This is a genomic window from Dankookia sp. P2 (assembly GCF_050632255.1).
Lineage (GTDB): Bacteria > Pseudomonadota > Alphaproteobacteria > Acetobacterales > Acetobacteraceae > Paracraurococcus.
Map to the genome: position 1 here is coordinate 6,080,747 of NZ_CP192581.1, position 24,364 is coordinate 6,105,110.

At 74.1% G+C, this 24,364-nt stretch carries 28 protein-coding genes and 4 pseudogenes; 13 read left to right on the forward strand and 19 right to left on the reverse strand.

The window, feature by feature from the left end:
* Positions 1–406 precede the first annotated feature (406 nt).
* Positions 407–559: pseudogene (locus ACQ86J_RS36170) on the forward strand (SPFH domain-containing protein); the annotation flags it as partial.
* Positions 560–953: 394 nt separating this feature from the next.
* Positions 954–1,523 carry an NfeD family protein gene (locus tag ACQ86J_RS36175; RefSeq protein ID WP_431272783.1) on the forward strand — a complete coding sequence of 190 codons (570 nt, stop codon included), beginning with the start codon at positions 954–956 and terminating at the stop codon, positions 1,521–1,523.
* Positions 1,524–1,928: 405 nt separating this feature from the next.
* On the opposite strand, the gene ACQ86J_RS36180 is transcribed toward ACQ86J_RS36175, so the two are convergent.
* The 5 genes and pseudogenes from ACQ86J_RS36180 to ACQ86J_RS36200 all read right to left on the reverse strand — a co-directional run.
* Complete coding sequence (locus tag ACQ86J_RS36180; RefSeq protein WP_431269295.1) at positions 1,929–2,114, reverse strand: L-lactate permease; 186 nt, start codon at positions 2,112–2,114, stop codon at positions 1,929–1,931.
* Positions 2,047–2,205, reverse strand: coding sequence for a hypothetical protein (locus ACQ86J_RS36185; RefSeq protein ID WP_431269296.1), 159 nt, complete (start codon positions 2,203–2,205; stop codon positions 2,047–2,049). Before ACQ86J_RS36185 ends, ACQ86J_RS36180 begins: the two co-directional genes overlap by 68 nt.
* Positions 2,206–2,287: 82 nt before the next feature.
* Positions 2,288–2,674: pseudogene (locus ACQ86J_RS36190) on the reverse strand (L-lactate permease); the annotation flags it as partial.
* Positions 2,662–3,207 (reverse strand): L-lactate permease, encoded by a 546-nt coding sequence (locus tag ACQ86J_RS36195; protein ID WP_431269297.1) that lies wholly within the window; start codon positions 3,205–3,207, stop codon positions 2,662–2,664. The pseudogene ACQ86J_RS36190 and the gene ACQ86J_RS36195, both read right to left, overlap by 13 nt.
* Before the next feature lie 79 nt (positions 3,208–3,286).
* Positions 3,287–3,511: pseudogene (locus tag ACQ86J_RS36200) on the reverse strand (L-lactate permease); the annotation flags it as partial.
* A 582-nt stretch (positions 3,512–4,093) separates the two neighbouring features.
* Here ACQ86J_RS36200 and ACQ86J_RS36205 point away from each other — a divergent pair.
* From ACQ86J_RS36205 to ACQ86J_RS36225, 5 genes are all read left to right on the forward strand, one after another.
* The gene (locus ACQ86J_RS36205; protein ID WP_431269298.1) at positions 4,094–4,336 is read left to right on the forward strand and encodes a hypothetical protein; all 243 of its coding nucleotides are present in this window, start codon (positions 4,094–4,096) and stop codon (positions 4,334–4,336) included.
* 153 nt (positions 4,337–4,489) lie between these two features.
* Positions 4,490–4,699, forward strand: a complete 210-nt coding sequence (locus tag ACQ86J_RS36210; protein WP_431269299.1) for a hypothetical protein — start codon at positions 4,490–4,492, stop codon at positions 4,697–4,699.
* A gap of 238 nt (positions 4,700–4,937) precedes the next feature.
* Positions 4,938–5,252, forward strand: coding sequence for a tripartite tricarboxylate transporter substrate-binding protein (locus tag ACQ86J_RS36215; protein WP_431269300.1), 315 nt, complete (start codon positions 4,938–4,940; stop codon positions 5,250–5,252).
* A gap of 2 nt (positions 5,253–5,254) precedes the next feature.
* Positions 5,255–5,728 carry a Bug family tripartite tricarboxylate transporter substrate binding protein gene (locus tag ACQ86J_RS36220; RefSeq protein ID WP_431269301.1) on the forward strand — a complete coding sequence of 158 codons (474 nt, stop codon included), beginning with the start codon at positions 5,255–5,257 and terminating at the stop codon, positions 5,726–5,728.
* Positions 5,729–5,796: 68 nt separating this feature from the next.
* A complete protein-coding gene (locus ACQ86J_RS36225) occupies positions 5,797–6,315 on the forward strand; it encodes a hypothetical protein (RefSeq protein ID WP_431269302.1) in 519 nt (172 codons plus the stop codon).
* Positions 6,316–6,668: 353 nt separating this feature from the next.
* On the opposite strand, the gene ACQ86J_RS36230 is transcribed toward ACQ86J_RS36225, so the two are convergent.
* The 8 genes and pseudogenes from ACQ86J_RS36230 to ACQ86J_RS36265 all read right to left on the reverse strand — a co-directional run bounded on the left by ACQ86J_RS36230 (position 6,669) and on the right by ACQ86J_RS36265 (position 12,900).
* On the reverse strand, positions 6,669–7,364 hold the full coding sequence (locus ACQ86J_RS36230; protein WP_431269303.1) for an MsnO8 family LLM class oxidoreductase: 696 nt from the start codon (positions 7,362–7,364) through the stop codon (positions 6,669–6,671).
* Between the two features lie 41 nt (positions 7,365–7,405).
* The gene (vapC, locus tag ACQ86J_RS36235) at positions 7,406–7,906 is read right to left on the reverse strand and encodes a type II toxin-antitoxin system VapC family toxin (RefSeq protein ID WP_431272658.1); all 501 of its coding nucleotides are present in this window, start codon (positions 7,904–7,906) and stop codon (positions 7,406–7,408) included.
* Positions 7,798–8,112, reverse strand: a complete 315-nt coding sequence (locus ACQ86J_RS36240) for a type II toxin-antitoxin system VapB family antitoxin (RefSeq protein ID WP_431269304.1) — start codon at positions 8,110–8,112, stop codon at positions 7,798–7,800. Before ACQ86J_RS36240 ends, vapC begins: the two co-directional genes overlap by 109 nt.
* Positions 8,113–8,153: 41 nt before the next feature.
* Entirely contained in the window at positions 8,154–9,467 is a 1,314-nt protein-coding gene (locus ACQ86J_RS36245; protein WP_431269305.1) for a DUF445 domain-containing protein, read from the reverse strand.
* A 127-nt stretch (positions 9,468–9,594) separates the two neighbouring features.
* Positions 9,595–10,127, reverse strand: a pseudogene (ppa, locus tag ACQ86J_RS36250) (inorganic diphosphatase).
* 159 nt (positions 10,128–10,286) lie between these two features.
* Complete coding sequence (locus ACQ86J_RS36255) at positions 10,287–11,093, reverse strand: transposase (protein WP_431269306.1); 807 nt, start codon at positions 11,091–11,093, stop codon at positions 10,287–10,289.
* A 56-nt stretch (positions 11,094–11,149) separates the two neighbouring features.
* Complete coding sequence (locus ACQ86J_RS36260; RefSeq protein ID WP_431269307.1) at positions 11,150–12,124, reverse strand: sensor histidine kinase; 975 nt, start codon at positions 12,122–12,124, stop codon at positions 11,150–11,152.
* Positions 12,125–12,255: 131 nt separating this feature from the next.
* Positions 12,256–12,900 (reverse strand): SDR family NAD(P)-dependent oxidoreductase, encoded by a 645-nt coding sequence (locus tag ACQ86J_RS36265; RefSeq protein WP_431269308.1) that lies wholly within the window; start codon positions 12,898–12,900, stop codon positions 12,256–12,258.
* A 727-nt stretch (positions 12,901–13,627) separates the two neighbouring features.
* Between ACQ86J_RS36265 and ACQ86J_RS36270 the strand changes: the two genes are divergently transcribed.
* The 3 genes from ACQ86J_RS36270 to ACQ86J_RS36280 are packed head-to-tail and all read left to right on the forward strand — an operon-like array spanning position 13,628 to position 16,643.
* Positions 13,628–14,407, forward strand: a complete 780-nt coding sequence (locus ACQ86J_RS36270; RefSeq protein ID WP_431269309.1) for a hypothetical protein — start codon at positions 13,628–13,630, stop codon at positions 14,405–14,407.
* Positions 14,404–16,143, forward strand: coding sequence for a hypothetical protein (locus ACQ86J_RS36275; protein WP_431269310.1), 1,740 nt, complete (start codon positions 14,404–14,406; stop codon positions 16,141–16,143). The genes ACQ86J_RS36270 and ACQ86J_RS36275 overlap by 4 nt, the downstream gene beginning before the upstream one ends.
* Positions 16,140–16,643, forward strand: a complete 504-nt coding sequence (locus tag ACQ86J_RS36280; protein ID WP_431269311.1) for a hypothetical protein — start codon at positions 16,140–16,142, stop codon at positions 16,641–16,643. The genes ACQ86J_RS36275 and ACQ86J_RS36280 overlap by 4 nt, the downstream gene beginning before the upstream one ends.
* 15 nt (positions 16,644–16,658) lie before the next feature.
* Here ACQ86J_RS36280 and ACQ86J_RS36285 read toward each other — a convergent pair whose 3' ends face one another.
* Positions 16,659–18,317 (reverse strand): NAD(P)/FAD-dependent oxidoreductase, encoded by a 1,659-nt coding sequence (locus ACQ86J_RS36285; RefSeq protein ID WP_431269312.1) that lies wholly within the window; start codon positions 18,315–18,317, stop codon positions 16,659–16,661.
* Positions 18,318–18,444: 127 nt separating this feature from the next.
* Between ACQ86J_RS36285 and ACQ86J_RS36290 the strand changes: the two genes are divergently transcribed.
* Together ACQ86J_RS36290 and ACQ86J_RS36295 are read left to right on the forward strand one after the other, a co-directional pair.
* Positions 18,445–20,307: an aldo/keto reductase gene (locus ACQ86J_RS36290; RefSeq protein WP_431269313.1), complete on the forward strand. Its 1,863-nt coding sequence runs from the start codon at positions 18,445–18,447 to the stop codon at positions 20,305–20,307.
* Positions 20,308–20,374: 67 nt separating this feature from the next.
* Positions 20,375–20,653, forward strand: coding sequence for a hypothetical protein (locus ACQ86J_RS36295; protein WP_431272659.1), 279 nt, complete (start codon positions 20,375–20,377; stop codon positions 20,651–20,653).
* Positions 20,654–21,162: 509 nt separating this feature from the next.
* Here ACQ86J_RS36295 and ACQ86J_RS36300 read toward each other — a convergent pair.
* The 3 genes from ACQ86J_RS36300 to ACQ86J_RS36310 all read right to left on the reverse strand — a co-directional run bounded on the left by ACQ86J_RS36300 (position 21,163) and on the right by ACQ86J_RS36310 (position 23,110).
* Positions 21,163–21,900, reverse strand: coding sequence for a hypothetical protein (locus tag ACQ86J_RS36300; RefSeq protein WP_431269314.1), 738 nt, complete (start codon positions 21,898–21,900; stop codon positions 21,163–21,165).
* A 5-nt stretch (positions 21,901–21,905) separates the two neighbouring features.
* Positions 21,906–22,382 (reverse strand): hypothetical protein, encoded by a 477-nt coding sequence (locus tag ACQ86J_RS36305; protein ID WP_431269315.1) that lies wholly within the window; start codon positions 22,380–22,382, stop codon positions 21,906–21,908.
* A gap of 65 nt (positions 22,383–22,447) precedes the next feature.
* Positions 22,448–23,110: a zinc-binding dehydrogenase gene (locus ACQ86J_RS36310; protein WP_431269316.1), complete on the reverse strand. Its 663-nt coding sequence runs from the start codon at positions 23,108–23,110 to the stop codon at positions 22,448–22,450.
* A 62-nt stretch (positions 23,111–23,172) separates the two neighbouring features.
* On the opposite strand from ACQ86J_RS36310, the gene ACQ86J_RS36315 reads away from it, so the two are divergent.
* Positions 23,173–23,466, forward strand: coding sequence for a hypothetical protein (locus tag ACQ86J_RS36315; protein ID WP_431269317.1), 294 nt, complete (start codon positions 23,173–23,175; stop codon positions 23,464–23,466).
* On the opposite strand, the gene ACQ86J_RS36320 is transcribed toward ACQ86J_RS36315, so the two are convergent.
* Positions 23,463–23,888: a GNAT family N-acetyltransferase gene (locus ACQ86J_RS36320; protein WP_431269318.1), complete on the reverse strand. Its 426-nt coding sequence runs from the start codon at positions 23,886–23,888 to the stop codon at positions 23,463–23,465. The two genes, ACQ86J_RS36315 and ACQ86J_RS36320, sit on opposite strands and share 4 nt — an antisense overlap.
* Positions 23,885–24,313, reverse strand: coding sequence for a GNAT family N-acetyltransferase (locus ACQ86J_RS36325; RefSeq protein ID WP_431269319.1), 429 nt, complete (start codon positions 24,311–24,313; stop codon positions 23,885–23,887). Before ACQ86J_RS36325 ends, ACQ86J_RS36320 begins: the two co-directional genes overlap by 4 nt.
* Positions 24,314–24,364 lie beyond the last annotated feature (51 nt).

Sequence of the window (24,364 nt, forward strand, 5' to 3'; positions counted from 1 at the left end):
GGTGATGCTGGTTGCCGAGTCGGCGCTACCGGGCGCTCGAGCCCAGCTGTGCGGGCGTGACCGCAGCCGGCCGCATTATCCCTTGCCCGAACGCGATGCCGAATGCCCGAACGCGATGCCGAACGCTGGGGAGGTCGGGCGATCCTTCGGTCTACTTCCGGCGGAGCTGACGTGCAGCGCAACACGGGGACGCGACGGCATCAACCGGCTGCGTCAAACTGCCCTTCGGTGTTGCGATGGCGGCGATGGGCAGTCGCAACAAAGCCCTGGAGCACTCCACGCAACGGAGATGGCGGCGGTTCATGGACCCCGCAGCGATGAAAGGCGCGTCGAATGGCCGCAAAGTTGGGGCTACCGACACTCACTCACCCAGGCACAGTCGCCGAGATCCGGATACTTCGGCGAGATGGACCTCGACCAGACGCTGAGCAGCCGGGAGCGCATCAACTCCTCCCTGCTCGTCATCCTCGACGGCGCGACCGATCCCTGGGGCATCAAGGTCAGCCGGGTCGAGCTGCGCAAGGTCGAGCCGCCGGAGAACCTGGTCCGCGCCATGAACCTGCAGATGACCGCCGAGCGCGAGCGCCGCGCGACCGTGATGCGGGCGGAGGGCGACAAGCAGGCGCTGATCCTGGCCGCCGAGGGCCGCCAGGAAGCCGCACAGCGCGACGCCCAGGCGCGCGAGCGGCTGGCCCAGGCCGAGGCCGCGGCGACCCGCATGGTCAGCGAGGCGGCGGCGGGCGCCGGCGAGCAGGCGCTGCGCTACTTCATCTCCGACCGCTACGTGAAGGCCTTCGAGGCGCTGGCCGGCAACCCCAACAGCAAGCTGGTGGTGGTGCCGATGGAATCCGCCGCGCTGGCCGGCGGCGTGGTGCAGGCGCTGGAGCTGCTGCGGCCGGCCGGCGCGACGCACCCGCCGGCGCCGCCCGCCTCGACGCTGCCGGGGGCGGACCGTGGAAACAGGGCTGATCTGGATCCTCGGCGGACTGCTGCTGCTGATCGCCGAGCTCGGCCTGCCCGGCATCTTCCTGCTCTGGGTCGGGCTGGCGGCGGTTGGCACCGGCATCGTGGTGCTGGTGGCGCTGCCGCCCTTCCCGGCGGTGGTGGCGATCTTCCTCGGCCTGCTGGCCGCCGGCATCGCGCTCGCGCTGCGGATGAAGGCGCGGCGCCCGGCGACGCGGGTCAACACCCCGGATGCCGGGCTGGTCGGCCGGCACGGGATGCTGCTGCCGATGGAGGGGCCGGAGCTCCGTGTCCGCATCGGCGACAGCGACTGGCCGGCCCGGCTGCCGGCCCGACGCGACGGTGCCGGAGGCGCCGCAGCGGGTGCGGGTGGAGGGCGTGGCCGGGACGGTGCTGGTGGTGCGGCCGATCGCCTGAGCCTAACCCGGGGCGGGCGAGGGCGCCGGCTTCTGCTTCGGCTTCGGCGGCTTCGGCACCTCGCGCCGGGTCAGCTTGCCGTTGCGGTCGGCGTCCTGGGCGCGGAACCAGGATCCGAGAGCGGCCTGGATCCTCGATGGTGACGCGGCCGTTGCGGTCGGCATCCGCCGCGCGGAAGCCCGACTGCGCCTGCGGATGCGCGGGGATCTCGGCCGGTTCCAGGCTGCCGCTGCGGTCGCGGTCGGCCATGTCGAAGCGGCGGCGGAGCCAGGTCCAGACCTCGTCATGGGTGACCGCGCGGTCGCGGTCCGTATCGGCCTCCAGCGGGTCGCCGCCGAACATCCCGCCCGGGCTGTCCGGCCCGCCCCAGGGCGACCAGCCGAGGGGTGCCGCCGGCGCCCGTACCCTGGGCTGATGCGCTGCCCGGCGCCACGAGCGCGGCGCCGAGCGCCAGGACCAGGATGGACCGCATTCCGAACTCCCCCATGTCGCGGGGAGGGTAGCGCGGCCCCGTGCCGGCTGGACCAGCACAAAACCGCGCTCTCCATTCAGCCGCCCACCACCAGCGCGGTGAAGGGCGGCACATAGGCCTGCAGCGTCACCAGCAGCCCGACCAGGCAGGCCAGGGCGATGCTGTGGAAGAAGACGTAGCGCAGGATCTCGCCCTCATGCCCGAACCAGCCGGTGGCGGTGGAGGCGACGACGATGCTCTGCGCGTCGATCATCTTGCCCATCACGCCGCCCCGAGGAATTCGCCGCCGCCATCAGCACCGGCGAGAGGCCGATCTGCTGCGCGGTGATCTTCTGCAGCCCGCCGAACAGCACGTTTGAGGCGGTGTCCGAGCTCGGTCAGCGCCACGCCCAGCCAGCCCAGCAGCGTGCCGAAGAAGGGATAGAGCATCCCGGTCGCGGCGAAGGCGAGGCCCATGGTCGCGTCGAGCCCGGAATACCGCGTCAGGTAGCCAAGCCCGAGCATCGCCGCGATGGTCAGCAGCGAGTAGCGCACCACCCAGATGGTCCTGCCGTATTCGCGGACCATGGCGACCAGGCCGAAGCCCATGGCGAAACCGCCGAGCACCGCCGCGAGCAGGATGCCGGTGCCGGTCATCGACAGGATGTTGAAGGCGAAGACCGCGGGTTCCGGCGTGGCCGCGGCCACCACCGGCGGCACCTTGATGACCGCGCGGTGCAGGCCGTCGATCGGGATCGCCAGGTTGTAGAGGCCGTTGAGGAAGGCCTTGATGTCGCCGAGGCCCCAGAGGAAGACGAAGACGGTCAGGATCAGCCAGGGCATCCAGGCCAGCAGGGTGCTGCCGTTGAAGGCAATCGCGGTCTCGCCCACGCCGCCGGCCGGCGAGGGGCCGGTCCCTTGGCCGTCGCCTCCTCGACCGCCGCGGCGCGGCCGCCGAGCTTCGCGCTCGTCCAGATCTCCTTCGGCTGCCAGACCCGCAGGAAGCCCGACAGGCAGGCCAGCGAGACCAGCGCCGCGATCACGTCGACCAGGTAGGGGCCCATGTAGTTGGACACCAGGAACTGCGGCACGGCGAAGGATACGCCGGTGACCAGGATCGCCGGCCAGATCTGGACCATGCCGCGGAAGCCGGCGAAGGCCCAGATCAGCCAGAAGGGGACAATGAGGGAGAAGAAGGGCAGCTGCCGGCCGATCATGGCCGAGAGGTCCATCAGGTCGAGACCGGTGACGCCGGCCAGCGCGATCACCGGCGTCCCCAGCGCGCCATAGGCGACCGGGGCGGTATTGGCGATCAGCGAGAGGCCGGAGGCGGCGAGAGGCGAGAAGCCGAGGCCGATCAGCACCGCGCCGGTCACGGCGACCGGCGTGCCGAAGCCCGCGGCGCCCTCGAAGAAGGCGCCGAAGGCGAAGAGCGATCAGCAGCAGCTGCAGCCGGCGGTCCGGCGTCACGCCGGCGATCGTCTCCTGCAGCCGCTTGAACGATCCGTTGGCCACCGTCAGGCGATAGAGGAAGATGATGTTCAGCACGATCCAGCCGATCGGGAACAACCCGCTGGCGATGCCCAGTCCGGCCGCCCGCCCGGCGATGTCGGCCGGCATGCCGGAAGACGAAGACCGCGACCAGCAGCGCGACGACCAGCGCCGCGATGGCGGCGACATGGGCTGCGATGTGCAGGAAGGCGAGGGCGATCAGCATGGTCGCCACCGGCAGGGCGGCGACGAGGGCTGATAGCAGGATCGACCCGAAGGGGTCGTAGAGCTGGTTCCAGGTGGCCATGGGCGGGTGCTGCGCCTCCTTGCGCGTCGGGCTGCTGGACGTCTCCCCCGGAAGCGGGCCGCAGCGGCCCGATGTCCTCGCCGGCTGGATCGCGCCGCCGCAGCAACGGCGGGCACGCCATCGGCGCTGCCTCAGGTCGCAATGGCCGGGCGCGGCTCTTCCCCCGGTACCCGGTCTGATGCCGGGCCTTGCTGCAGCGCCTGTTAGATGAAACAGGATGGGAAGGCGATATGGTCGGACGCCCGCACGTCGCTAAAACGACATCCTGCGCCGATACGCTTCGTTGCGCAGCCCGCCGCGGCGCGGGCTTGAACCGGAGGCAGGCTTGGGCAACATCCCCTGCATGGACACGCACCGGCGCCAGGGCCCGCCCTTCCAGGACCCGACCCCGCCCATCCTGGACATGACGCCGGAGGGCGAGTTCCGCGACCCGCTGCCGCCGCCGCGCAGCGGCGCTCGACCGCGTGCTCGGCAAGGTCGGCGGGGTGGCGCTGCTGCTGACGCTCGCCGCCGGCGGGCTGCTGCTGGTGGCACTCGCCATCCTCTTCGTCGGGCTGCTGCTGCCGGTGGCGATCGGCGCCGGGCTGGTCGCCTTCGTCTCGCTCTGGTGGCGGCTGCGGCGACTCCGCCGGGACGGCGTGCCAGGGGCGGGGCCGGGTTCGCCGCCCGGCGGGGGCGCCGTCCGCTTCGTGGTCCTGCGCCGCTGAGCCAGCGGTTGCCGGAGGTGCCGCCTGCCCCAACCCTTCGAGGTCGATCCCAAGCGGCTCTATGACGTCGCCCCGGACGGCACGCCACGCACCGACCGGAGCACCCCGCCCGCCTGGCTGGATGCGCGGCACCGCCGGCTGATCGGCTGGGCCTTGCTGGGCGGTGCGTCGATCGGACTGCTGGCGGGGCTGACCGTGCTGGCCTTCGCGCTCGGTGCCCGGCTGGCAGCCGCCGGGCTGGCCCTGGCGACCCTGGCGGCGACGCCGCTGCTGGGGGTTGGCCCGGTGCTGGACTGGTGGCGGCACCGCCGGCCGCACCGGCATCGGCACGCCTCCCGGCCGGACGACTTCCCTTCGGACTGACGCTTGGGGCAAACCAGCAGGTTGCTGTAGAAGCCAAGGCAAGACAAAGGGAGGACACCATGACCCATCGCATCGCCCGCCGGACGGCGCTCGGCCTCGCCGGCATGGCGCTCGCCGCCCCGGCCCTTTCCCGGGGGCCGGCGCCATCCGCCTCATCGTTCCCTTCGCCGCCGGCGGCTCGACGGACGCCGTCGCCCGGCTCGCCTCGGTCGGGCTGACTTCGCGGCTCGGGCAGCCGGTGGTTGTCGAGAACCGTTCCGGCGCCGCCGGCGCCATCGGCACGGAAGCGGTGGTCCGCGCCGCTCCCGACGGCCAGACCTGGCTGCTGACCTTCGACAGCCACGCTGTGCTGCCGGCGCTGCTGCCGAACCTGCCCTTCAACCTGACCCGCGACCTCGACCCGGTGATGCTGATCGGCGGCGCCCCCTATGTCATTGCCTTCCCGGCCCGACCGGCCCTTCCAGGACCTCGCCGGGCTGGTGGCGGCGGCGAAGCGGGCGCCGGACGCGGTCTCCTACGGCTCGAGCCGGCAACGGCACGATCGGCCACCTGACCATGATGCTGCTGCAGTCGCGCACCGGCACCCGCATGCCGCACGTCGCCTATCGCGGCGGCGGGCTGGCGGTGAACGACACCGTCGCCGGCCATGTCGACGTGATGATCGGCAGCGCCGCGCTGCTGGCGCCGCATGTCGCCGGCGGCTCGCTGCGCGCCATCGCCCAGTTCGGCCCGGCCCGGCTGCCCGCCCTGGCGCAGGTGCAGACCGCGGCGGAGGCCGGCTTCCTGGGATGGAGGCCGAGGCCTGGTGGGGCGTCTCTCGCCCCGGCCGGCACGCCCGCGCCCCTGGTCGCCCGGATGAACGCCGCGCTGCGCGACAGCCTGTCGGAGGAGCGGATCCGCCGCCAGATGGAGGAGACCCAGCAGGCCCGCCTGGTGCTGTCCGATCCGCCGGCGCTGCAGGCCTTCCTCGAGCGGCAGGTCGCCACCTGGGGCGCGGTGGTGCGGGAGAATGCCATCCGCCCCGACTGAGGCCTGCCACCGCGGCAACCGCCTCGCCCGGCCTCGCGTTCGCCGCCCGTGCGACGGAGGAGATGAGCATGCGTGTGTTCCCGGCCCTGGCCGCGATGGCCCTGTTGGCCCTGCCCCTGGGCCCGGCCGCCGCCCAATCGGTGCAGGAGACGGCCCGCGGCGCCACCCCCGCCAGCGGCCCCGGCGCCGCGCTGCAATCCTATGCCCTGGTGCTGCAGGAGGCCGAGACCCAGCTCGCCCACGCGCGCGAGGCGCATGCCGCCGGCCGCACCGAGAGCCAGGCGGGCGCTGCCTCGCAGGAGCGCATCGACCTGATGCAGGCGCTCCGCGCCGCCTGGCACGACATGCAGAAGGTGCCCGCCGCCTTCTCCGAGACGGTCGCCTACCAGCAGGCGCAGCGCCGCATGCAGCACGACCTCGCCGATGTGGGGCCGGACCGCTCGCTGTCGAAGGAGAAGGCCGATGCGGCGGCGCAGGACGCGCTGCAGCTGCTGTCGGAGCTGCGCGGCCAGGTGGTCTCGGCGGCCGGCCAGGCCGGGGCCAGCATGCCGGCCCCGGCGGTGCAGGGCGGCGGGGCGAACCGCTAGCCAGCGCTATTCCGCCGCCAGCGGCAGCGGCCCGTGCTCCAGGCCGAAGGCCTCGGCCAGCAGCCGGTAGCTGGCCTGCCGCGCCGCCGGGTCGTGGCAGGGGGTCAGCACCGCGACCTCCTGCACCCCATGCGCGGCGGCCAGCGCCTCCAGCTTCGCCCTGACCTGTTCCGGGGCGCCGACCAGGGCCTTGGCGCGGATCGGCGCAAGATGCGCCCGCTCGGCCTCGGTGAACGGGTAGGCCTCGGCCTCCTCGACGCTCGGCAGCGGCGGGAAGCGGCCGGTGTCGCGATACAGCCGCCAGAGCTCGCGCGACTTGTAAAGCCGCCAGGCCTCGGCCTCGGTCTCCGCGGTCAGGGCGAAGACACCGAGCGCGCAATGCGGCGCGGCCAGCCGTCCGGCCTGGCCCGGATGCGGCCGGAAGCCCTCCGGTACAGCGCCGTCACCTGCTCCGAGCCGCGGTCGCTGATGAAATGGGCGAAGCAGTAGGGCAGGCCGAAATAGGCGGCGACCTGGGCGCCGTAGTCGCTGCTGCCCAGCATCCAGACCTGCGGCCGGCCCGGCACCTGCGGGTTGGCGGCGACCTGGCGGAAGGGGTGCCCCTCCGGCAGCCCGTCGCCGAGCCAGCCCAGCAGGTCCATGACCTGGTTGGGGAAATTGTCCGCGGCTTCATTGGCCCGGGGGTTCAGCGCGAAGGCGGTGCGGCCGTCGCTGCCCGGGGCGCGGCCGACGCCGAGATCGATCCGCCCCGGCGCGATCGCCTCGGCCACCTTGAACTGCTCGGCCACCTTCAGCGCGGAGTAGTGCGGCAGCATGACGCCGGCGGTGCCGATGCGGATGCGCGTCGTCGTGGCGGCGATGGCGGCGACCAGCATCTCGGGCGCCGAGCCGGCATGGCTGTCGCTGTTATGGTGCTCGGCCAGCCAGTAGCGGCCGTAGCCCCATCGGTCGGCCAGCCGCGCCAGCGCCAGGGTTTCCCGGATCGCCGCGTCGGCGCCGCGGCCGGAGGCGATGGTGGACTGGTCGAGGATGCTGAGGCCGAGGGTCATGCCGGGAGTGTAGGCAGGACCGCCGGGAGGGGAAGGGGCGTTCATGCCGCCACCAGCTGCAGGCCGAGGTGGTCCGCCATCGGCGCGAAGTCGCGGCCGCGCTGCAGCAGCGGCACCGCATGGGCGATGCACCAGCTGGCGATGATAAGGTCCGGCGTGCTGCGCGGGGTGACGCCCCGCTCCCGCAGCCGCCGGTAATGCGCCGCGGCCTGGGTGGCCAGTTCGGGCGACAGCATCGGCACCTGGCGGAAGACGGCGAGCTGCCGCTCGAGCCTGCGGGCCTGTCCCTCGCTCGGGACCCCGCGCAGGACCTCGAGCAGCACCAGGTCGCCGATCACCACCTCCTCGACCGCGATCAGGCGCCGGAAGGCGAGCGTGGCCGGTGTCGGCCGGCCGCGGAGCGCATCAATCAGGACGCTGGAATCGACCGCGATCAGCGGAGCCGCGCCCGGTCCCCGCCGTGGAGCGGCGCTTGATCCCCGCCGCGGAGCGGTGCCTGGTCTCCACCGCGGAGCGGTGCTTGGTCCTCGTGCAGCGCCCAATCCTGCTGCGGCGAAAGCGGCTGGTCCGTGGGCGGCGCCTGCCAATCGGGGATGCTGCCCCACAGCGCCTCCACCGCCTCCCGCTGCCGGGCCAGGCGGACCAGCAGGCGCAGGCCTTCCTCGACCGCCGCCTTCTTGGTCGGATGGCCGCCGCGCGCCATGGCCTCGGCGATCAGCCCGTCGTCGATCTCGATATTGGTGCGCATGATGGGTGTGTGTACCATAGGAGGCGTGGGTACACAACATTTCAGAACGCCACCCGACCGAACACCGCGGTGAGCAGCGCGTAGAGCGCCCCACCGACCAGGAAGCCGACCAGCGTCCCGTTCATCCGCACGTATTGCAGGTCGCGGCCGACCCGCAGCTCGATCTTCTCGGTCACCTGGGCGGTGTCCCACCCCGCCACCACCTGGGCGATGAAGCCCGCGAGCTGCGCCCGCGCCGCCGGCATCAGCCGCACCAGCAGCCGCTGCACGGCACGGTTCAGCCGCTCGCGCGCCACCGGGTCCTCGGCCAGCAGGGTGCCGGCATTGGCGAAGGCGCCCTCCAGCAGCGCCACGCTGCGGCCGGTGGGGTTGCCCGCATCCGCCTCCAGCGCCGCCCGCAGCCGGGCCCAGACATCCTCCACCCAGGCCGCGACGGTCGGGTGGGTCATCGCCTTCCGCATCGCCCGGCCGAGCGCCGCGGCGCGTTCCGGGTCGGTCTCCAGCCGCTCCACCTCGGTCTTCAGCCAGACCTCGAAGGCGCGCCGGAGGTCGCTGTCGGCGGCCTCCATCCGCGCCAGCTCGGCATTCACCCCGGCCAGCACCCGCCCCGCCACCGTCGCGCCCAGCGCCCAGCCGACCAGCCTTCCGCCTTCCTCCCGCACCTTGGCTTCGATGGTCTGGCGGAGCTGGTCCTCCTTCTCCACCAGCAGGCGGCGCAGCTCCGTGATCGCCAGGTCGACCACCTCCTGGTGCCGGCCGCCCTCGACCAGGCCGCGCAGGGCGCGGGCCACCACGCAGGCACCGCCGGCGCCGCCCGCCAGCCGCGGCAGCAGCCGGCCGAGCAGCCGCCGGGCGCGGCCGTCCTCGAGGCTCGCCAGCAGCCGGGGCAGGGAGGCGGCCAGCGCCTGCGCCGCCGGCCGCGCCGTATCCGGGTCCGCCAGGAAGCTGCGGGCGATGCCGGCCAGGTCCAGCCGGCCCAGCACCCGGGCCACCTCGGCCTCGGTGAAGACATGGTTGGCGACGAAGCGGCCGAGCCCCTGGCCGAGCCTCTCCTTCTGCGCCGGGATGATCGCGGTATGCGGGATCGGCAGGCCGAGCGGCCGGCGGAACAGCGCCGTCACCGCGAACCAGTCGGCGACGCCGCCGACCACGCCGGCCTTGGCCGCGGCCTGCAGCAGCTCCGCCCAGTAGCCGGGCGGCAGGGCATAGGCGCCGAGCATCAGCGCGGCCATCCCGGCCAGCAGCCCGGTGGCGATGGCACGGTGGCGGGCCAGCGCCCGGCGCAGCGGGGCCTCCGGGTCGGCCAGCCGCGGGGCGGCGCCGAGCGCCGGGTCGTTCGGGGGAAGCGCGTTCATCGGCCGCCCACATGGGAAGGCCGCGGCGCCGGTGCCAGCGGACCGGCCGCCGCGGGACGCGCCCGGCACCGGCCGGGCAGCGGGACGCCCCGCGCCACGGCGCGGGGCAGGCGGCGGCCGCCCAGCGTCAGCCCTTCGCCTTGGCCCGCTCGATCGCCTCGACGATCAGCCGCTTGGCCTCCGCCGCATCGCCCCAGCCGGCGACCTTCACCCACTTGCCGGGCTCGAGGTCCTTGTAGTGTTCGAAGAAGTGCTGGATCTGGTCGAGCGTGATCTGCGGCAGGTCGGTGTAGTTGCGCACGTTCTCGTAGCGCCGGGTCAGCTTCGGCACCGGCACCGCGATGATCTTCTCGTCGCCGCCGCCGTCGTCCTCCATCTTCAGCACGCCGACGGGGCGGACCGCGATCACCGCGCCGGGGATGATCGGCCGGGTATTGGCGATCAGCACGTCGATCGGGTCGCCATCATCGGACAGGGTATGCGGGACGAAGCCGTAGTCCCCGGGTAGCGCATCGGCGTGTAGAGGAAGCGGTCCACCACCAGGGTCCCGGCGTCCTTGTCCATCTCGTACTTGATGGGCTCGCCACCGATGGCGACCTCGACGATGACGTTGACATCCTCCGGCGGGTTCTTGCCGATGCTGATGGCGTCGATACGCATGTCTTTCTCCGATGCAGCGCCGTGTTGCGCCTGGGGCGGATGTCCGGGCAGGCCTTTCCTGACCCATGCCGCACCGCAACATAACAGCCCGCGGGCCAGGGCCGAAGCCCCGCCCGCCGACCGCGGCGCGGCCCCTCATGCCACCAACCACCGCCGGCGTCACGCCGCCCTCACGGCGGCTCCATCCACCCGGCGATCCTGGCCCGGCCGCCCATGGCGCGGTGCATGGAGGCGATCAGGCGGAGGTTGGCCTGGCCCAGCCGGCGGCCCCAATGCTCCCTGGCGTGGCGCAGCAGGGCGAGAGATGACGGGCATGTAGATCTCGGACAAATCCGGATCGGGCAGCCAGAAGGAGGGCGCCGGCAGGGCGGAGTAGAGCCGGAGCCGCCGCGCCAGGACGATCGCCCTGAGGCCCATCAGCCGGATCCCCCGCCGGAAGGCGCAGCAGATGCGGTGCGTCAGCCGCGCCAGCACCTCGGGGCAGTCCTCGGCGCCGACCACCTGCAGCAGGCGCATCCAGAGGTCGGCCGCGCACCAGCGGCGGTAGGTGCGCGAGACGGTGTCGGCCTTGCCGAATTCGGGCGGTAGTTGGTTCCAGGCGGCGCGGCCGCCGCCCTGCGGGCGGGGGCGCTTCAGCGTCACCGCGCGGAAGATCGCGTCGAGCCGGGCGCGGGCATCGGCCATGGGCCGGCCGGGGCGGGGGTGGTCGGCGACGCCGCAGCCATGCTCGGCGAGGATGGGGCGGAGGGCGGCCCATTCGGCATCGGTCAGCGGCGCCCAGGGCTGCGGCCTGAGCAGGCCGAAGGTCGGGCGGAGGTAGAGGGTAGTTGTGCAGGTCGTGGCGGGTGGCGAAGTCGGGGGGCAGGATCTCGGGCGGGATGGCGGGGTCGAAGCGGGGGCGGCGGCGCATCGGGGGTCCTTCCTGCCAGGACCTGGAACGAAGCACGAAAATAGGAATAAAAGCAAGGCAAAAGCTGGGACGAAGGCAGCGGGGGTGAGGCCCCTCGCACCCCCCATGCAGGTCAGCGGGAGGCGAAGTGGACGCCCAAGGCCATCCCTGGGCCGTCCAGCACCTCGAGGCAGCCGCCGAGCTGGCGGGCCAGCGACTGCATGATCGTCATGCCCAGGCGGCGCGAGGCCTCCCCGCCGGGCTGTGCCGGGCCGAGCCCGGGCCCGTCGTCCCGCATCTCCAGCAGCAGGCGGCCGTCCGCGCCGGGCCGCAGGGCGACCTCGAAGGCGCTGCCCTGCTCCGGCCGGAAGACATGCTTGGCGGCATTGATCGCCGCCTCGTTCACCAGCAGCACGATCGCCGTCATCTGGCCGATCGTCAGCGGGCCGGGCGCGAGCCGGATGTCGAGCCGGACGGGCAGCCCCTGGAAGGTTTCGCCGAGCACCTCGCGCAGCACCGGCTCCAGCCCGTTGCGGTAGCTGTCTGGGTCGTAGAGCTTGCGGTGCAGCCGCGCCATGGCATCGACGCGCGCCGTCGCCTGGCCGATCACCTCGCGCGCCTCCGGATCGGTGATGCGGCGCTGCGCGACATGCAGCGTGGAGGCGACGAGCTGCATGTTGTTGGCGACGCGGTGCTGCAATTCGCGGAACAGGTCGGCATGCGCCGCCTGCAGGGCCTCGAGCCGCCGGATCACCTCGGCCAGCGCCGCGAGCAGCACCACCTGGAACAGCGCCACCGTGACGAAGCCGGCGAGGATGACGGGCGTCCCGCTGTTCCGGAAGGCGAAGCTGCCGTGCGGCTCGAGGAACAGGTACCAGCCCGCGAGCGTAGAGAGCGCCACCACCAGCAGGCCTTGCCGCCAGCCGCAGACCAGGGCGGCGGCGATGATGGCCGGGTAGAAGGTGAGGAAGGCGATCGGCGCCAGCCAGCGTTCCAGTGCCAGGCGCGCCGCCAGGCTGGCGGCGAACAGGGCGAGGGCGATGGCCCAGGCCCGCACCCCGGTCGGGTGCGGCCGCAGGATCGCCGAGACCGGTCCGACCCAGGCCATGATCCTTCCCGCCCCAAGCTGCGGAGTCGGCAGCGCCAGCGCCAGCGCTCGCACCATATCTCGCGACGGGAGACGAATGAAAGTGCGCGGCGGGACGGGTGGGCGCCCGGCCGTCCGCCCTCACGCCAAGGTCAGCAGGCCAGGTAGCCGCCGTCCACATGCATCTCCGACCCGGTCATGTAGGAGCTCTCGTCCGAGGCCAGGAACAGGATCGCCCGCGCCACTTCGTCCACCTCGCCCGACCGGCCGAGCGGCACATGCCCCAGCATCTTCGCCCGGAAGACCGGGTCGGCCGTCGCGCCGCTGGTCCGCATCGGCGGCATCAGGCCGGGATGGACGCTGTTGATCCGGATGCCGGCCGCGCCCTCCTGCACCGCGACCGACTTGGTCAGCAGCCGCACCGCGGCCTTCGAGGCGTTGTAGGCGCAGTGGATGCGCTCCTGCCCGACGACGCCGGAGATCGAGGAGAGGTTGACGATCGACCCGCCGCCGCCGCGCCGCATCGCCGCCACCGCGTATTTCACCCCGAGAAAGCAGCCGCGCGCATTCACCGCCATGATCCGGTCCCAGAGCCCGGTGTCGTAGAGGTCGCTGGTGGCGCTGCCGGAGATGCCGGCATTGTTCACCAGCACGTCGAGCCTGCCCCAGGCGCCGAGCACGGCGCCGACCGCCGCCTCCCATTGCGGCTCCTCGACGACGTCGAGCTTCAGGAACATCGCGGTGCCGCCGGCTGCGGCGATCTCGGCGGCGACGGCGCGGCCCTCCTCCTCCAGCATGTCGGCGACGGCGACCCTGGCCCCCTCCGCGCCAGCAGCCTGGCGGTGGCGGCGCCCATGCCGCTGGCGGCGCCGGTGACGAGCGCGGTCTTGTTGGCGACGCGCATTGGCGTTCCTCTCCCTTGCTTGGCTGTCTTGGCAGCCTCGCAAGCACCCGCCGGCGCCGCAAGGCCGTGTCCCGTGGGTCGCAGCCGGGCGCGCCCAGCCTCCACCCACGGTGTCGTGTGCCGATGCCGATGGCCCGTTGTTAGATCTCGTATACTATCCCTCGGCTGCACCCGCCCCGGCACCCACCCCTGGGCGGCGCCGCGACAGCCAGGGAGAACGCGTCATGGTGCATCATCGGTCAGGCCGCCCGAAGCTCCGGCTCCGGCTTGCCTCCCGCCGCGACGAAGACTTCCTCGACGAGAGCGACCTGCCGCCGCTGCGGCAGCCGAAGCCCGGATCCCGGCCCGGGTCATCACCCGGCGCGAGGAGATGGCCAGCAATGCCGCCTGGGCGCGCGCCCGGCTGCACGAGAAGCTGCGCGGCGCGGTGAGCTGGACCGAGGCGACCGGGCTCGGGATCTATGGCGCGGTGCTGCTGATGCTGCTCGGCCGGCATGCGCCGGACGGGGCGGCGGAGGGGCTCCCGCTACACGACCCGGCCGCGCCGCCGCTGGCCCGCGGCGGCAGCGACGCCGCCCAGCAATGGGCCGAGGCGAGTGGCGGGACGGATACCGGCGCCGATGGCGCGACCCCTGGCGGCAGGCGCCGGGGCGGCACCGGTGCCGGGCTGGGCGCCCGGCATGCCACCGGGCTGGGCGCATGGCACGGGCCTCGCGGCCTCGGCCGCGGCGACGCCGCTGGAGGGCGCCCGCTTCGTCGCCGAATGGGTGCTGCCGGCGATGCTGCGGCCGGCGGCGGCCGCGGCGGAGGACGCCGCCGGGGCTCGGCTGGCGGCCGGGGTGATGCAGGCCGATGCCGCCGCGGCGGTGCTGCCGGCGAGTTTCCGCGGCGCGACGCAGGAGGCGGCGGCGCGGGCCGAGGCGGCCAAGGCCGCCGCGCTCGGCGCCAAGGCGATGGCGCAGACCGAGGCGGCGGCCAGGCCGGTGCAGCCGGCCGAGGCGCCGGCCGGCGCGGAGAAGCTCGAGGCCCCGGCGGTCAGGCCGGTGGTGGTGGCCGAGGCGGCGGCACCCTCGGTGCTGAGCCCCGCCGCGGCGCGGCCGGCCGAGGCGGCGCCGGCGCTGAAGCCGGTGACCGAGAGCCTGGCCTTCGATCCCGGCCCGGTGCCCGGCCCCCTGGCGACCCCGGCGGCGGTGCCGCGGAGGCCCCGCAGCAGGTCGCGCCTGCGCCGCGGCATGCGACGCCCGAGCTGGTCGAGACGCCCAGGGTCGAGCCGGCGAAGCTCGAGGCCGCCAAGGCCGCGGCGCCGGCGGTGGTCGCTGCCGTCGATGTGCCGCAGGGCAAGGAAAGCGAGGGGCCGGCCGGGCAGTCCGCCGCGCGGCAGGCGGAGGCCGCTGCGGTGAAGGCTGCAAGCGCGAAAGGCGTTGCCGCCGCGGATGGCGCCGTGGACGGCGTGGCGACAGGGAAGGCGGCCGCGGTGACCGGCATCGCCGCCACCGATGCGACGAAGGCGCTGCCCGGTGCCGCCGCCACCGGCGTCCTGGCTGCGGCCGGCGCGGCGGATGCGGCGAAGGCCGCGGCGGGCACGGTCCTGGCCGATGGCCATGCGACGGGAACGGCGGCCCCCGGCCTGCCGGCCGCTGCGACGGAGGCGAAGGCGGCGGCCGGCACAGCGTTGCCCGGCGCCGCCGCTACCGGCGTCCTGGCTTCGGCCGGCGCGGCGGATGCGGCGAAGGCCGCGGCGGGCACGGTCCTGGCCGATGGCCATGCGACGGGAGCGGCGGCCTCCGGCCTGCCGGCCGCTGCGACGGAAGCAAAGGCGGCGGCCGGCACAGCGTTGCCGGGCGCCGCCGCCACCGGCGTCCTGGCTTCGGCCGGCGCGGCGGATGCGGCGAAGGCGGCCGCCGGCCTGGTCCCGGCCGATGCTCACGCAGCCGCGGCCTCCGGCCTGCCGGCCGCTGCGACGGAGGCGAAGGCGGCGGCCGGCACAGCGCTGCCCGGTGCCGCCGCCACCGGCGTCCTGGCTGCGGCCGGCGCGGCGGATGCGGCGAAGGCGGCCGCCGGCCTGGTCCCGGCCGATGCTCACGCAGCCGCGGCCTCCGGCCTGCCGGCCACTGCGACGGAGGCGAAGGCGGCGGCCGGCACAGCGTTGCCCGGTGCCGCCGCCACCGGCGTCCTGGCTGCGGCCGGCGCGGCGGATGCGGCGAAGGCCGCGGCGGGCACGGTCCTGGCCGATGGCCATGCGACGGGAACGGCGGCCTCCAGCCTGCCGGCCGCTGCGACGGAGGCGAAGGCGGCGACCGGCACAACGTTGCCCGGCGCCGCCGCCACCGGCGTTCTGGCCGCGGCGGATGCGGCGAAGGCGGCCGCCGGCCTGGTCCCGGCCGATGCTCACGCGGTCGCGGCCTCCGGCCTGCCGGCCGCTGCGACGGAGGCGAAGGCGGCGGCCGGCACGCCGCTGCCCGACGCCGCCGCCACCGGCGTCCTGGCTGCGGCCGGCGCGGCGGATGCGGCGAAGGCGGCCGCCGGCCTGGTCCTCGGCGATGCCCACACGGCAGGGGCCGGGGCCGGCACGCCGTTGCCCGGCGCCGCCGCCACCGGCGTCCTGGCTGCGGCCGGTGCGGCGGATCCGGCGAAGGCCGTGGCCGGCACGACCGTGGCCGAAGGCCATGCGGCCGGGGCCGCGGCCTCCGGTCCGGCAACCGAAGCGACGCCGGCCGGCGGCCCGGTCGGTCTGGTGGTGGCGAGCCTGGCGCAGGCCGGCGTCCACGCGGCCACGGCCGGGGCGATTGAGGCCGGGGGCCGGCCGAGACCGTCGGCGGCGCCGCCGTATCTGCCGGCCTGGCGGAGGCCGCGAAGGCCGCGCCGGGCAGCGGCCCGGCACAGCCACCGGTCCCTGCGGTCGCGGAGGCCGCCACGGGGAAGCCCACCGAGGCGGTGGCCATGCCGCATGCGCCGGCGGAGCCGGCGAGCGCGCTTCAGCCCGATGCTGCGACGACGCCGGCCGCGATGCATGGTCCCGCCGCGCCGGCCAACGAGGCGCCGGCCGTTCCGGCCGTGGCGGAGGCCGGCGCTTCGGCGCTGTACCTCCCGGGGCCGGAGGCCGTTCCCGGCGCGGCGCAGCCTGCCGACCCGGTGAAGGCCCTGCTCGCGACGGTCGAGCCGCATGCGCCCGCGACCCAGCCCGTGGTCGCAGACCCTTCGGCGAAGGCGACGCCTTCAGCGGCGCAGGAGGCCGGTCCGGTTCACCTCGCTGCGGTGGAAACGCCGGCCGCGACCAAAGCGCCGGCCGGTATCCAGGCGCCGGCGGCGGCGCAGGATGCTGGCCCGGCGCACCTGGCGGATCCGGTGCAGGCAACCGAGCCTGGCGTGGCGGCGGCCCCCGCTGCGAAGCCGGCGGATCCGCTGCCGGCGGCCGCGCATCCGGCGCTCGACGCCAGCCAGGCGGCGCTGCCGGTCACGCTGGCGCAGCATGACGCGCCGCTGCATGCCGACACGCTCGAGCAGCTGAGCCCCGCCATGGCCGCGGCGCATCCGCTCGAGCCCGAGCACCCGCTGCTGCCGGACCCGCTGGCCTCCGGCATCGACCACGCCGCCGCGCTGCTGCATCCGGCGCTGGGCGACCTGGCCTTCGCCTGAGCCGCCGCGGCGGGGTCAGCCGTAGGTGACGGGCGTCTCGGTGCCGCGGCTGAGCTCGCGCGGCACCGGCTGGCCGGTGGCGACGAGGGCCAGCGCCTCGGCGATGCGGATGCCGTCGACGCCGGCCGAGAGGATCCCCCCGGCGTAGCCCGCGCCCTCGCCGGCGGGGAAGAGACCCGCCGTGTTCAGGCTCTGCAGGTCGAGGCCACGGCGGATCCGCAGCGGGCTGCTGGTGCGGGTCTCGACCCCGGTCATCACCGCGTCCGCCCGGGCGAAGCCGGGGACCTGGCGGTCGAAGGCCAGCAGCGCCTCGCGCATCGCCGTCACGGCGAAGTCCGGCAGGCAGCGCGCCAGGTCGGTCGGCGTCACGCCGGGCTGGTAGCTCGGGATGACATCGCCGAGCGCGGTGCTCGGCCGCCCCGCGAGGAAGTCGCCGACCAGCTGCGCCGGGGCGCGGTAGTCGCCGCCGCCGGCCTGGAAGGCCAGGCTCTCCCAGTGGCGCTGGTACTCGACGCCGGCCAGCACGTCGCCCGGATAGTCCGCGGGGGAGATGCCGACGACGATGCCGGCATTGGCGTTGAACTCGGCGCGGCTGTACTGGCTCATGCCGTTGGTCACGACGCGGCCGGGCTCGGAGGTGGCGGCGACGACGCGGCCCCCTGGGCACATGCAGAAGCTGTAGACGCTGCGGCCATTGCCGCAATGGTGCACCAGCTTGTAGTCGGCCGCGCCCAGCAGCTTGTTGCCCGCGTTGGGTCCGAAGCGGACGCGGTCGATCATCGACTGCGGATGCTCGATGCGGACGCCGATGCTGAAGGGCTTCTGCTCTAGGAAGACGCCGCGGTCGCGCAGCATGCGGAAGGTGTCGCGCGCGCTGTGGCCGACCGCGAGGATGACCTGGTCGGCGGCCAGCCTCTCGCCGCTCTCCAGCACCACGCCGCGGATGCGGCGGGGCTCGCCCGCCTCGATGACCAGGTCGACCACCTTGGTGCCGAAGCGGTACTCGCCGCCGAGCGCCTCGATCTGCGCCCGGATGCTCTCGACCATCGTCACCAGGCGGAAGGTGCCGATATGCGGCTTCGAGACGTAGAGGATCTCCTCCGGCGCGCCGGCCTTGACGAACTCCGTCAGCACCTTGCGGCCGAGATGGCGCGGGTCCTTGATGCCGGAATAGAGCTTGCCGTCGGAGAAGGTGCCGGCGCCGCCCTCGCCGAATTGCACGTTGCTCTCGGCGCTCAGCACGCCGCGGCGCCAGAGCGCCCAGGTGTCCTTGGTGCGCTCGCGGACCACCGTGCCGCGCTCGAGGATGATCGGCCGGAAGCCCATCTGCGCCAGGACCAGCGCCGCCATCAGGCCGCAGGGGCCGGTGCCGATGACGATCGGCCGCGTCGCGTCGGCTGGCGCGCGCGCCACGAATTCGTAGCCGGTGTCGGGCGCCGGGCCGATCCGCGCGTCGCCGGCATGGCGGGCCAGGAGCGCGGCCTCGCCCTGCACCGCCACGTCCACCGTGTAGACCAGCATGATGGCGCGCGGCTTCCGCGCGTCGTAGCCGCGGCGGAAGACCTGCACCGCCTGCAGCGCGGCGTCGCCCACCCCGAGCCGCGCCAGGATGGCGGCGCGCAGCGCGTCCTCGGGGTGGTCCAGCGGCAGGCGAAGCTCGGTGAGGCGGATCATGGAACCCGGGGGCGAGGTGGACCTGCCGGAAGCGGCGGGCGAAGGTGGCGGGATAGCCTGCGATCGTCCCGGGTGGAAACACCTGGGACGTGGATCGCCGGCGCCACGAAGCCGGGAGGGACGACGGATGGAACAGCGCGTGCTGGGGCGGACAGGGCTCAGGGTCTCGGTCCTGGGCTACGGCGCCGGGGCGGTCGGCGGGCTGATGGTGCGGGGGACGGCGGCCGAGCAGGAGGCCTCGCTGGCCCGGGCCTTCGAGGCCGGCATCACCTATGTCGATACCGCGGCCTTCTACGGCATGGGGGAGTCGGAGAAAAGCCTGGGCCGGGCGCTGAAGGCGCTGGGCGCCGACCCGATCCTCGGCACCAAGGTGCGGCTGCCCCCGGCCACGCGCGGCGACATCGCCGGCGCGATCGCCGCCTCGCTGGAGGCCAGCCTCAGGCGGCTCGGCCGCGACAGCGTCGACCTGTTCCAGCTGCATGACGAGATCGGCACGCCCGAGGGGATGACGGTGGAGCAGGTGCTGGGGGAGGCGGTGCCGGCACTGCAGCGGCTGCGCGACCAGGGCAAGTGCCGCTTCCTCGGCATCACCGCGCTCGGCACGGTGCCGGCGCTGCGCAAGGTGCTGGAGAGCGGCGCCTTCGACACCGCGCAGACCCCCTTCAACGCGCTGAACCCGAGCTGGCTGGCGCCGGCGCACAAGGGCGTCGTCGCCCAGGATTTCGCCCAGCTGGGCCAGGTGGCGGCGGCGAACGGCGTCGGGCTGATCGGCATCCGCATCCTCGCCGCCGGCGCGCTCTCCGGCGAGGAAGCGCGGCACCCGGTGGCGATGCCGGAGGTGGCGCCGATCGCCTCGGCCGGCAGCTATGCCGAGGACGTCGCCGCGGCGCGGCGGCTGTCGCCGCTGGTGGCCGAGGACGTGGCCGGGTCGCTGGCCGAGCTTGCCATCCGCTACGCCGCCTTCGCGCCCGGGATGGGCTGCGCGCTGATCGGCACGGCCTCCGTCGGGCAGCTGGAGGCGGCGATCGCCGCGGTCGGGCAGGGACCCTTGCCGCCGGCGGCGGTGGCCCGGGTGGCCGCGCTGCTGTCTTGGAGAGTCGCCGCGCAGAAGGGCGCGCTGCCGCTGCGCGGCTTCGGCTACCTGATGGTCACCGCGACGGCCTGGGGGCTGAACTGGCCGGTGATGAAGCTGCTGATGCGGGACTGGCCGCCCTATGCCTTCCGCGTCGTCGCGGCGCTGGGCGCGGTGTCGCTGCTGGTCGCGGTGGCCGCGTCCCAGGGCGACCGGCTCTGGCCGGGCCGGGGGCAATGGGGGCGGCTGGCCGTCGCCTCGGTGCTGAACGTCTCCGCCTGGTCCGTGGTGGCGCCGCTGTCGCTGTTCTGGCTGGACGCGGCGGAGGCGGCGATCATCGCCTACACCATGCCGGTCTGGGCCACGGTGCTGGCCTGGCCGGTGCTGGGGGAGCGGCCGGGCTGGCAGCGCTTCGCCGGGCTGGGGCTGGGGCTGTCCGGCGTCACGCTGCTGATGGCCGGGGCGCTGTCGGGCGGCGTCGCGGCGCTGGCGGCGAAGCTGCCGGGGGTGGCGGCCATCCTTTGCACCGCGCTGATGTTCGCATGTGGCGCGGTCTTCACCAAGCGCTGGCCGGTGGCGATGCCGCCGGTCCCGCTTGTGGCCTGGCAGATCGCCATCGGCACGCTGCCGGCCTGGGTGATCGCCTTCGGCTTCGAGACGCTGGACTTCGGCCGCGTCACCTGGATGGGCTGGGGCTGCCTGATCTATGTGGCGGTGGTGGCGCAATGCGCGGCCTACCTGGCATGGTTCCGGGCGCTGCGGCTGCTGCCGGCCGGCTTGGCGGCCATGGGCAGCCTGCTGGTGCCGGTGATAGGGGTGTTCTCCAGTGCGGCGTTGCTGGGGGAACCGCTGGGGATGCGGCACCTGATGGCGCTGGTGCTGACGCTGGGCGGCGTGCTGCTGGCGGCGCGGGGCTAGCGCCAACCGCAGCGTCGGCGCGGCGTTGCTCGGTGGCATGCAGCAGGAGGCTCGCGCCGTGGAACCGATGAAGCCGATGCAGCCACTGGATTTCGGTCCGGCCTGGTGGCCGGAGGAACTCGGCCAGCCCGCCAGCAGCGGCGGGCAGGACGGCCTGCAATACGCCTTCTTCCCCGAGGCGCGGCGGCTGGCGATCCGCCGGGACGGGCGGGTGACGGTCTATGACAGCGGCCAGCACCGGATCAGCGGCGTGGCGCAGCAGGGCGGCAGCCGGGCGCCGGTGTTCAGCAGCGCCGAGGGCGAGGTGACGCCGGACGACCTGCGGGAGATCGGCCCCGGCTGCTGATCGCTGCGGGACTCCAGGTTCCCGAAGGCCCTTCGGCCTTTGGCGGGGCGTGCGGAGGGGCGGCGTCCCTCCGCCGGGGCCTGGGGCGGAGCCCCGGCTTCTCCCCACCCGCATATCCGCTACGCTCCCCCAACCAAACGCGCCCCGCACGAGCGCGACCCTCAGGGAGCCCGCCGCCCCTTGCTCGCGGGCGCAGGCGCGCTCGCCGCGATCCCCGGCTTCGCCGCCGCCCCGCCCGCCGGCCGCCAGGTTGCCAGCCTCCACCGCGCCCGGACCGGCGGGATCGAGGTCACCGCGGTCGGCGACGGCGTCATCGACCTGCCGCCCGCCATCTCCGGCGAGGCCGACCTGGCCGAATCCCGCCGCCTGCTCGGCGAGGCGCAACTGCCGACCGGCTTCCGGTGGCCGGGATGCACATGGACTTCCCCGGCCCCGGCCAGGTGCGGAAGGAGGCGGAGGGCTACAGCCCGCTGCCGGCGCCCTGGCGGCCGATCCTGTAAGGTCCGCCGCTACAGCGGCGGGCGCTTCACCCAGGGATCGCCGGCCAGCGCCCGCTGCCGGCCATACTCGTACAGCGGGCGCATATAGGCCTGGTCGAAGGGCTTGTCGTATTCCACGGTGAAGTCGCGGCCGATGAAGGCCAGGTTGAAGCCCACGCCGTCGCGCTCGGCGGCGGAATAGATCCGCCACACGTCGTTGTACCCGGCGGAGGAGATCATCGACGTGACCGCCCGGCTGGCGATGCCCATCGTCCGCCGGTCGACCGAGGCCCATTCGGGATCGAGCCGGCCGTTGCGGATCACCCAGGCCCGGGCCGGTGCCACCGGCAGGCGCCGCGCCATCCGGTCCTGCCGGTAACGTGAGACGCTGTTGGGATAGAGGAAGACCTGAGCGAAGGCGCCGCCATCCACGTGCAGCTCCTGGAAGTGCTTGCCGTCCACTGTCACGTCGAACAGCACGGGGGAGAAGGCGCCGGGAATGGCGGACGACGCCAGCAGGATGCGCCGGATCGTCTCGAGCGCATTGGGGTGGCCGCTGCCGGCGATGGCGCCGATGTTCCAGATCACCGGCATCTGCGCGTCGAGGTCCGAGGTGCCGATCAGCAGCAGGCGGCCGTGTTCGTAGGCACGGGCGATCTCGGCCAGCATCGCCGCGTCGATGTAGCGGGAGATGGTGCGGAACAGCGGGCTGTTGTCGGCCATGCCGTCGTTCCAGATCGCCGCGGTGATGCGGCGCTGGATGATCACGTCCTTCAGCGTGATCTCGGTGTAGACGCGTCGCAGCGGCTCGTCCCAGGCGCTGCCGAGGAAGGCGAAGGGGCGCTCAGCGCGCCGGTGCTGATGCCGGTGACCAGGAAGAATTCGGGGCGGTCGCCGCGCTCGGTCCAGCCGTTCAGCAGCCCGGCGCCGAAGGCCCTGTTCTCCCCGCCGCCCGAGATGCCGAGCAGGTCGAGCTTCGGCAGCGGCGCGGTCGGCGGCAAGCCGCGCGCGACCAGCTTGCGCTCGACGGCGGCGATGAATCCTCGCTGCAGCGCCGCCTGGCCGGATGGCTCGGTCGGGAAGAACCGCTCGTTCGGCAGGCCGAGCACCGTCGCGCTGCTGGCCGCCCCGCGCGGCACGGCGGGGCCGCGCACCGGCAGGGAACAGGCGGGCAGCGCCAGGGCGGCGGCGCCGCCGGCGCCCAGGCGGAGCAGCGACCGGCGGCGGGCCGTCGGGCATTGGACTGTCATGCAGAACCTCAGGTCGGCGGTGCCGCGTTATACATTACGCGGGCGGCGAGTCGATCCCGTCCATGTCAGCACTCCAGCACGATCTTGCCGAAATGCTGGTTGGCCTTCATGTGCGCCAGCGCCGCCGGGGCCTCGGCCAGCGGGAAGGTACGGTCGATCGGCAGCCGCAGGGTGCCGGCCTCGACTGCGGACCAGAGGTCGGCGCGGGTGCGGCGGACGATCTCCCGCACCTCCTCGACCGAGCGGGTGCGGAAGGTCACGCCGATGTAGCGGATGCGCCGGGCCGCATGCAGGTCGAAGTCGAACTCCCCGGTGAAGCCGCCGAGCCGGCCGACATTCACGATCCGTCCGAGGATCGCGCAGCATTTCAGGTTGCCGTTGGCGACGCTGGCGGAGACCTGGTCGACGATCACCTCGACGCCGCGGCCGCCGGTCACCGCCAGCACCTGGTCGGGCCAGGCGGCATCGCCGGTGTCGATCGCCAGGTCGCAGCCGAACTCGGCCAGCTTCGCCCGCCAGGCCGGGTTGCGGGAGGTGCCGAGCACCTGCTTCGCGCCCATCAGCTTCGCGATCTGCATCCCCATCAGCCCGACGCCGGACGACGCGCCCTGGATCAGGATGCTCTCGCCCCGCTGCAGCCCGCCATTGGTGACCACCGCGTCGTGCATGGTCTGCAGCGCGATCGGCAGGGTCGCCGCCTGGACCCAGCCCATGTTGGCGTCGGGCACCGGGAAGACGCGGCCCCAATCGGCCAGCGCGTACTCGGCATGAGCCGGCGGCGCCGCTGGCCATGACCCGCATGCCCGGCGCGATCGAGCCCGGCACCTCGGCGCCGGTCGCGACTCACCTCGCCGGCGGATCCCATGCCGACGATGGTGCCGGCGCCGCCGATCGCGCCATGCGCATGGCCGGCGGCGACGGCGAGGTCGGCGCGGTTGAGCCCGGCGGCGCGGACCCGGACCAGCACCTGCTGCGGCCCTGGCCTGGGCTCCGGCACATCCTGGACCTGCACCCCGCTGGCGGTGACGACGGCGGCTTTCATGGCGATCTCCCTGGTCCTCGATTCCGGGGGAGTGGACCCTAGATGCGCTTCGCGAACCAGTGCCGGATGGCGCCGGGCGGCATGTCCTCGACCCGGCCGACCTCGGCGAAGCCCTGCTTGCGGTAGAATTCCGGCGCCTGGAAGGACCAGGTGTTCAGGTGGACGCCGAGGCAGCTCTCCGCGCGCGCCAGCGCCTCGGCCGCCGCCAGCAGTCGCCCGCCGAGGCCCTGCCGCCGCATCCCCTCCGCCACCCAGAGCCAGTCGACATAAACCCAGCCCCAGGCGACCTCGCATTTGGCGCCGCCCTGCACCGTGCCCGCGGCGTCCCGCGCCAGGATCCAGCGGGCGCTGCCGCGCAGCCGGCCATAGGCGGCGCGGTTGTAGGCGCCGAGCCCGCGCCCCACCGCATGCCGGTCGGCGGCCGAGGGCCGCGCCAAGACCTCGAGGACGAGGTCCGGGGTCACAGCGCCTTGCGGAACCAGATGCGAGAATGGCCGCGCGGCATGTGGTCGAGCCGGCCGGATTCCACGTAGCCGTTGCGTTCCCAGAAGCCCGGCGCCTGGAAGCTGAAGGTGTCGGTATAGGCGTCGGTGCAGCCGCGCTTGCGGGCGATGTCCTCCGCCCGCGTCAGGAGTTCCGATCCGAGGCCCTGGCCGCGGGTATCGCGCGCCAGCCAGAGCCAATCGATGAACAGCCAGTTCCAGTAGGTCAGGCCGAGCAGCCCGCCGCGCACCGTCTCGGCCGCGTCGCGGGCCAGGACCGTCACCGGTTCCCGGTCGTAGGGCCCGCCCATCTCCTGGTTGAAGGCGTGCAACCCGCGCTGGATGGCGGCGACCGCATCCATCTCCGGGTAGTCGTCCTCGCTGATCTCGATGCCTGAGGCGGTCATGGCGGTCGGTCGATCCTGGCCCGGTTGCGCGGGGCGAACGCAGTGTGTCGC